Source organism: Chloroflexota bacterium (assembly GCA_016197225.1).
Classification (GTDB): domain Bacteria; phylum Chloroflexota; class Anaerolineae; order Anaerolineales; family VGOW01; genus VGOW01.
The window spans coordinates 1-1,375 of record JACPWC010000036.1; the positions used below are offsets into that span (position 1 = coordinate 1).

A 1,375-nucleotide genomic window follows, 5' to 3' on the forward strand; every position below is an offset into this window, starting at 1 on the left:
AGCCATACGCCGACAAATAGGGCAATAATCGGCGCGGCTATCGACGCCAACATGTTCCATCCAACGGTCATCGACAAATCTCCCGGCAAAGGTGGAAGATATGCTGGTGTCTTTTGCCCATTGCAGCTAACGTCCCCGGGTTGCCGAACCCGAAGTCCTGGGCGCGGCCTTTGCGCCTTTGCCCCTCAGCAAATGCCGTGACCAGGCGAGGGTTGGGCGAAGTGAGCGAAGCGAACGAAGCCGGCAACCCGGTGTTAGGCGATGGACAATCTAACCGGGTTTGCCCGGACGGCAAACCCGGTGATTCTGGATCACCTCTCTAACGCACCGTGAATAAACAGCAGCAACCAGTACCGCGAGCAAGGTCTGTTTCATTCACTTGTTGGCCCGCAGCCACGCTCGTCGCGGTGGATATCACGGCTCTCCACCGGCTTGAGATGGCGGTGCCCACGTAAGATGTGCAATGTCGTTGACGCTTGTGATCTCGACCGGCACCGGTGGATAGAGCGGCCAATCCGGACGCTCCGCCTGGGGATCAGGGATGAGACGCGCTCGGGTAATTGATCCGTTCTCCAGTTCGAACCATAGCGGCGTGCGGCGATCGATACCGAGCAGGATATGCAAGAGGTAGTTCCCACAGCCACCGTGGGTCACGAATACGACATGATCCTGATGCGTAAACTGTTGACGCACGCGATTGACGGTCTCCTGGCAACGCAGCCAGAAGGCGTCGTAATCCGGATCGCCATGGCTCCAGCCAGCCTCGGTGATCGTTGCGGCAAGCGCCGCACGGGGAAACTGCGCTTGGAGTTGGTTTCGTGGTAAACCACGATGGCACCCGCTAAAACCCTCGCGCAACTCCGGCCAGACTTGGATCTGTGGGATAGCGCACTTTGCTGCAATGGCGTCAGCAGTCGCCAGCGCACGGAGGAGTGGACTGCTGATTACGTGAGTGACCTTTTCAGTGGAGAGTTGGTGCGCGGTCGCTCTCGCTTGCGCGATACCACGGGGCGATAAAGCGCTATCGGGGTCCGTGTAGAACTGTGGGTCAGTTTGTCCCAGGCATTCGCCATGGCGAACCAGTGTGAAGTGCATACGGTGGTCTCTCCGGGCAAGAATACGCGGCGCAGCGTATAGCAAAACTGGCACCTGTGCGTCGGCGGACAAAAGCTGCGGCCCAACTTAGTCTTGTGCGGCCAGGGATGGCCGCGCTCTGATCTTTGATTGTCTTTCGCCTAACGTTTCGGGTTGCCGAACCCGCAGCCTGGGCGCGGCATTTGCGCCTTTGCCCCTCAGCAAATGCCGTGACCAGGCAAGGGTTGGGCGTAGTGAGCGTAGCGAACGAAGCCGGCAACCCGGTGTTAGCCGAAGGGCA

The 1,375-nt window shown here is 59.3% G+C and carries 1 protein-coding gene; it reads right to left on the minus strand.

Annotated features, from left to right (window positions below; translation table 11 throughout):
- Positions 1-414: 414 nt before the first annotated feature.
- Positions 415-1,095 carry a histidine phosphatase family protein gene (locus tag HYZ49_06695; GenBank protein MBI3241965.1) on the minus strand — a complete coding sequence of 227 codons (681 nt, stop codon included), beginning with the start codon at positions 1,093-1,095 and terminating at the stop codon, positions 415-417.
- Between the last annotated feature and the right edge of the window lie 280 nt (positions 1,096-1,375).

What these genes read in the sequence shown, in the direction of transcription:
- HYZ49_06695 (MBI3241965.1), bottom strand. Translation starts at nt 1,095, where the DNA reads ATGCACTTCACACTGGTTCGCCATGGCGAATGCCTGGGACAAACTGAC.